Here is a 4,463-nt window from a genome sequence, read left to right as displayed (position 1 = left end):
TGCACATACCTTAATCAGCAGCCTTGAATTGATCGAAGGTGATGAAGGCATTGCGCGTCGTAAACAACTTAATAAGTTGATTCAGATTTGGAATGAGGAAATGACCTTCTCACGATGGGAAAAAACCCCTTCAACTACCCCCATTCAGCCAGTGATTTTAGGAAGCAATGCCAACGCATTAGCGGCAGCCAAACTCTTAGATGAAGCAGGTTATTGGATCCCCGCAATCCGCCCGCCCACCGTCCCAGTTGGTAGCTCTCGATTGCGTATTACCTTTTCCGCAAACCACAGCGCTAATGATTTACGTGATCTGATTAAGACATTGAAGTCTATTGAGAAACACGTAGAAAGTAATTCATGACGATTAATGCCTCTACTGGCTTTTTTGTATCAGGTACGGATACTGAAGTTGGTAAAACTTTAGTTGCCGGCGCACTCATTCTGAAACTGAGAGAAACAGGTATCAGCGCAGTCGGCTTTAAACCTGTCGTTGCCGGAACTTATGTGGATGCTAGTGGTCAAAAATTCAATGAGGATTTAGAGACATTACGCATAGCTTCAGGATTAAATGCTCAAGAACAAAGTCTTTGTCCTTACGTTCTCGATCAAGCGGTAGCGCCCCATCTTGTTGCCAAAGCAAATGATATCTACCTAGATTCCACCATTATCTTAGGTGACCTGCATTCACTAAATCAAAAATTTGAGGTGGTGGTTGTTGAGGGAGCGGGTGGATTTTTAGTTCCTTTAAATGAACAGGAAGATTTAGGGGATCTCGCTCAAGCAATGGATTTACCTGTCATCGTCGTTATAGGTATGCGTTTAGGCTGTATTAATCACGCCCTACTCACTTGTGAAGCAATTCAGTCTCGTCAGTTAACAATTGCCGGCTGGGTAGCGAATACGCTTTCAGAGGAGATGCCTCTTCTGGAAGAAAATATTCAAACGCTAAAAGACCGGATTTTTGCACCATTTTTAGGTGTTATTCCCACCCTTCCTCAGCAGCTTCAGAAACCGGAAAATGCCCCCTACTCCATAGAGTCATTACGATTTGCTGCGGAGCATATAAAACTTCCCGAGTAAATTCAGATAAGATGAAGCTATGCGATTACTTCCAGAAATCATCGATTCCGCATCAGCTATCCAAGAAATTCGTCGCAATATTCATGCGCATCCAGAATTACGCTTTGAAGAAAACCGCACATCTGATCTTGTAGCTGAAGCACTTTCGAGTTGGGGAATCACGGTTTATCGTGGCCTTGGCAAAACAGGGGTGGTTGGCAAGCTTGATGGTGACTTAGGTCAAGGCAAGATGATTGGTTTGCGTGCCGACATGGATGCACTGCCATTACAAGAACACAACACCTTTGAACACACTTCAAAGAATCCCGGCAAGATGCATGCCTGTGGGCATGATGGTCATACAGCAATGCTCTTAGGTGCTGCTCAATATCTGTCCAATCATCGCGAATTCAAAGGCACAGTCATTTTCATTTTTCAGCCAGCAGAAGAAGGTGGTGCTGGTGCGCAAGAAATGATTAACGATGGGCTCTTCAAGCAATTTCCTTGTGATGCTGTTTTTGGTCTACACAACTGGCCAGGGCTTGCTGAGGGACATTTTGGCGTGACCTCTGGCCCCATGATGGCTTCCAGCAACTCTTTTGAAATCATCGTTCGCGGCAAAGGTGGTCACGCTGCCCTGCCACATAACAGCGCTGATCCAGTGCTTGCAGGCGCTCAAGTTGTACAAGCATTACAAAGCATCATTACGCGCAATAAACGTCCTGTGGATGCAGCGGTGTTATCAGTTACGCAGTTTCATGCAGGTGAGACGAGCAACGTCATCCCGGATAGTGCATTTATCGGCGGAACCGTTCGCACATTCACCATCGAGGTGCTAGATTTAATTGAGCAACGTTTACGAGAAATTTCTCATAACGTAGCAAGTGCATTTGACTGCCAAGCAGAAATCAGTTTTGCTCGAAACTACCCTCCGCTCATTAACCATGACAAGGAAGTTGAATTTGCCAGTGAAGTAATGAGCGAATTAGTTGGTGCACAAAACGTCAATACCTCAATCGACCCCACGATGGGCGCAGAGGACTTTGCATTCATGTTGCTGGAGAAACCAGGTTGCTATGTATTCCTAGGCAATGGTGATGGTGATCACCGAGCAGTAGGTCACGGTATGGGCCCATGCCATCTTCACAACCCTTCTTATGACTTCAATGACGCACTGATTCCAGTGGGCGTCAGCTACTGGGTCAAGCTAGCTCAACGCTACTTAGAAAAATAATTTAGCCTAGCAGTATATTTTTTACGAGTTCGTAAATTTTGCTGGGCGCTTTTCTATAAAAGCTGCCATACCTTCTTTTTGATCGTTTGTTGCAAAGCAAGAGTGGAATAAACGACGTTCAAAATGAATGCCTTCTGAGAGCGTAGTTTCATAAGCAGTATTAATTGCTTCTTTCACCATCATTGCAGTTAGTAATGGCATGTCTGCAATCGTCTTGGCAATTACTTTGACTTCTTTTAGCAAATCCGCTTGAGGGAAAATACGAGCAACTAGGCCGGAGCGCTCAGCCTCAGTAGCGTCCATCATGCGACCCGTCAATGCTAAGTCCATTGCTTTTGCTTTTGAAACTGCACGTGGCAAACGTTGTGTGCCACCTGCGCCAGGAATAATTCCCAACTTCACTTCTGGTTGTGCAAACTTAGCGCTCTCAGCAGCCATGATGGTGTCGCACATCATGGCCAACTCACATCCGCCTCCAAGGGCATAGCCAGATACCGCTGCAATCACTGGCTTACGTACTTTTCTAATCTCTTCCCAATTACGAGAGATAAAGTCACCGCGATAGACGTCCGCAAATCCATACTTCGCCATCGTCGCGATATCTGCACCCGCAGCAAATGCCTTTTCACTACCGGTCACAATGATGCAGCCAATATTGTCATCCGCATCAAAACTCAATAGCGCTGAACCTAACTCATCCATCAACTCATCGTTCAGAGCATTTAATACTTGCGGGCGATTGAGGGTAATGATGGCAACCTTGCCATCCACTTCAGTCAATATGGTGTTGTAAGTCATCGATCTCTTTCAAAAATGATTTGTTCAGCGCGGCAACAATAACCACATCTTGCCATCTTGCTTCATGCGTCCTGCTAACTCACCTGCAGCATCCCCTGATCCCCAATAGTAATCCGCTCGTACCCCACCCACAATGGCTTTACCTGTATCTTGCGCCATCACTAATTTTTGTAAGGTTTGACTACTCAAAGGTCTAGTCGTACTCAAAAATACCGGGGCGCCCAAAGGCATCGCTTTCAAATCAATAGCAATGCTACGCTCTGCTGTTAAAGGTACACCCAATGCACCATTAGGACCCAGATCAGCACTAACATTACCTGGCAACTCTTTAAAGAATACAAAACGAGGATTGGCATTGAGCATCTCCTCTACTTGGCCTGGATTACGTTTAGCCCACGCACTAATTCCCTGCATAGTGGCCTGACTACGATTAATTTCTTTACGGTCTAACAACCACTGCGCAAAAGACTTAAAGGGCTGGTCATTGGTACCGGCATAACCGAGTCGCAGCACTCGCCCATCTTCTAGACGAATTTTTCCGGAGCCTTGGATTTGCATAAATGCAGCGGCGACAGGATCCTGTACCCAGGCTATTTCAGAACCCTTCAGAACTCCAGAGCTCATCAGCTCTGCACGCGCTGGTGCAGGATTTGGCTTAGAACCTCTCCAAGCCTTGGGAAGACCGTACAAGGGAACGGTATAAGTAGCAGTTCGAGTCTGCGAGCCATTCATGACAGGCTCGTAATAACCCGTTATCAAGCCAGAATCTTTGCCAGTAGTGCTGTTACGCACTTCATATACTTGAAAATTCCCCTCGAAATATTGGCGAATGGCACGTCCATCTCGCCCTGAAACATTATTAGCTTGAGCGCAAACCTGGCGCCAATTAATCTCACTACCGCGCTTACGCAAGGCATCACAGCTCTTCAGCCAAGCCGGCCAAGCCTGCGTTAAATCATCCCCTTGCCAACCAGGCAAGTCTTGCCACGAAGCAGATTGAAAGCTAGCGATCGGAGAGTTGTAAGGAGATGGGGCGTTTCCACTGGAGCGATAACCAGATCCACGAGTCGAAGGTGTAGAGCAAGCAGTCAATAAGCTAACGATGCTGATAACGAATACACTGCAAAGAAGAATGCGTGAAGTAGTGTTGCGACTAATTAATCTGGATATAGAAATCATGATTGCCAATTTACTCGATGAATACCCCATTATCTTGTTTGCTGTGGAGGGGGGCATTGCTCTAGCTCTCCTGCTCTTTATTGTCCTTTGGACAGGTAAGGGCAAAAAATAGTGTTTTTTGAGAGCCTAGTGCAAGGTTCTCGGCATCACTAGGGCAAATTCGGGGATGGGGGCCTGGAAAAACTGAGCCTCC

The 4,463-nt window shown here is 46.2% G+C and carries 5 protein-coding genes; 3 read left to right on the top strand and 2 right to left on the bottom strand.

Annotation, left to right across the window (positions count from 1 at the left end; all coding sequences use genetic code 11):
- The 3 genes from B7X71_RS12365 to B7X71_RS12355 all read left to right on the top strand — a co-directional run.
- On the top strand, positions 1 to 361 hold a 361-nt coding region (locus B7X71_RS12365), incomplete at its 5' end, for an aminotransferase class I/II-fold pyridoxal phosphate-dependent enzyme (RefSeq protein ID WP_293600882.1).
- On the top strand, positions 358 to 1,080 hold the full coding sequence (gene bioD, locus B7X71_RS12360) for a dethiobiotin synthase (RefSeq protein WP_293600881.1): 723 nt from the start codon (positions 358 to 360) through the stop codon (positions 1,078 to 1,080). The genes B7X71_RS12365 and bioD, both read left to right, overlap by 4 nt.
- A 19-nt stretch (positions 1,081 to 1,099) precedes the next feature.
- Positions 1,100 to 2,293: a M20 aminoacylase family protein gene (locus B7X71_RS12355; protein ID WP_215302413.1), complete on the top strand. Its 1,194-nt coding sequence runs from the start codon at positions 1,100 to 1,102 to the stop codon at positions 2,291 to 2,293.
- A gap of 21 nt (positions 2,294 to 2,314) precedes the next feature.
- On the opposite strand, the gene B7X71_RS12350 is transcribed toward B7X71_RS12355, so the two are convergent.
- Positions 2,315 to 3,091 carry an enoyl-CoA hydratase gene (locus tag B7X71_RS12350; RefSeq protein WP_293600880.1) on the bottom strand — a complete coding sequence of 259 codons (777 nt, stop codon included), beginning with the start codon at positions 3,089 to 3,091 and terminating at the stop codon, positions 2,315 to 2,317.
- Between the two features lie 24 nt (positions 3,092 to 3,115).
- A complete protein-coding gene (locus tag B7X71_RS12345) occupies positions 3,116 to 4,270 on the bottom strand; it encodes an MltA domain-containing protein (RefSeq protein ID WP_293599793.1) in 1,155 nt (384 codons plus the stop codon).
- Positions 4,271 to 4,463 lie beyond the last annotated feature (193 nt).

It is taken from the genome of Polynucleobacter sp. 39-46-10 (genome assembly GCF_002282275.1).
Note: the sequence above shows the minus strand (reverse complement) of the source record. Positions and strands in the feature narration are given on the sequence as shown.

Excerpts from the sequence above, each read along its gene's own strand:
- bioD (WP_293600881.1), top strand. The coding sequence starts at position 358 with ATGACGATTAATGCCTCTACTGGCTTTTTTGTATCAGGTACGGATACT.
- B7X71_RS12355 (WP_215302413.1), top strand. The coding sequence starts at position 1,100 with ATGCGATTACTTCCAGAAATCATCGATTCCGCATCAGCTATCCAAGAA.
- B7X71_RS12350 (WP_293600880.1), bottom strand. The coding sequence starts at position 3,091 with ATGACTTACAACACCATATTGACTGAAGTGGATGGCAAGGTTGCCATC.
- B7X71_RS12345 (WP_293599793.1), bottom strand. The coding sequence starts at position 4,270 with ATGATTTCTATATCCAGATTAATTAGTCGCAACACTACTTCACGCATT.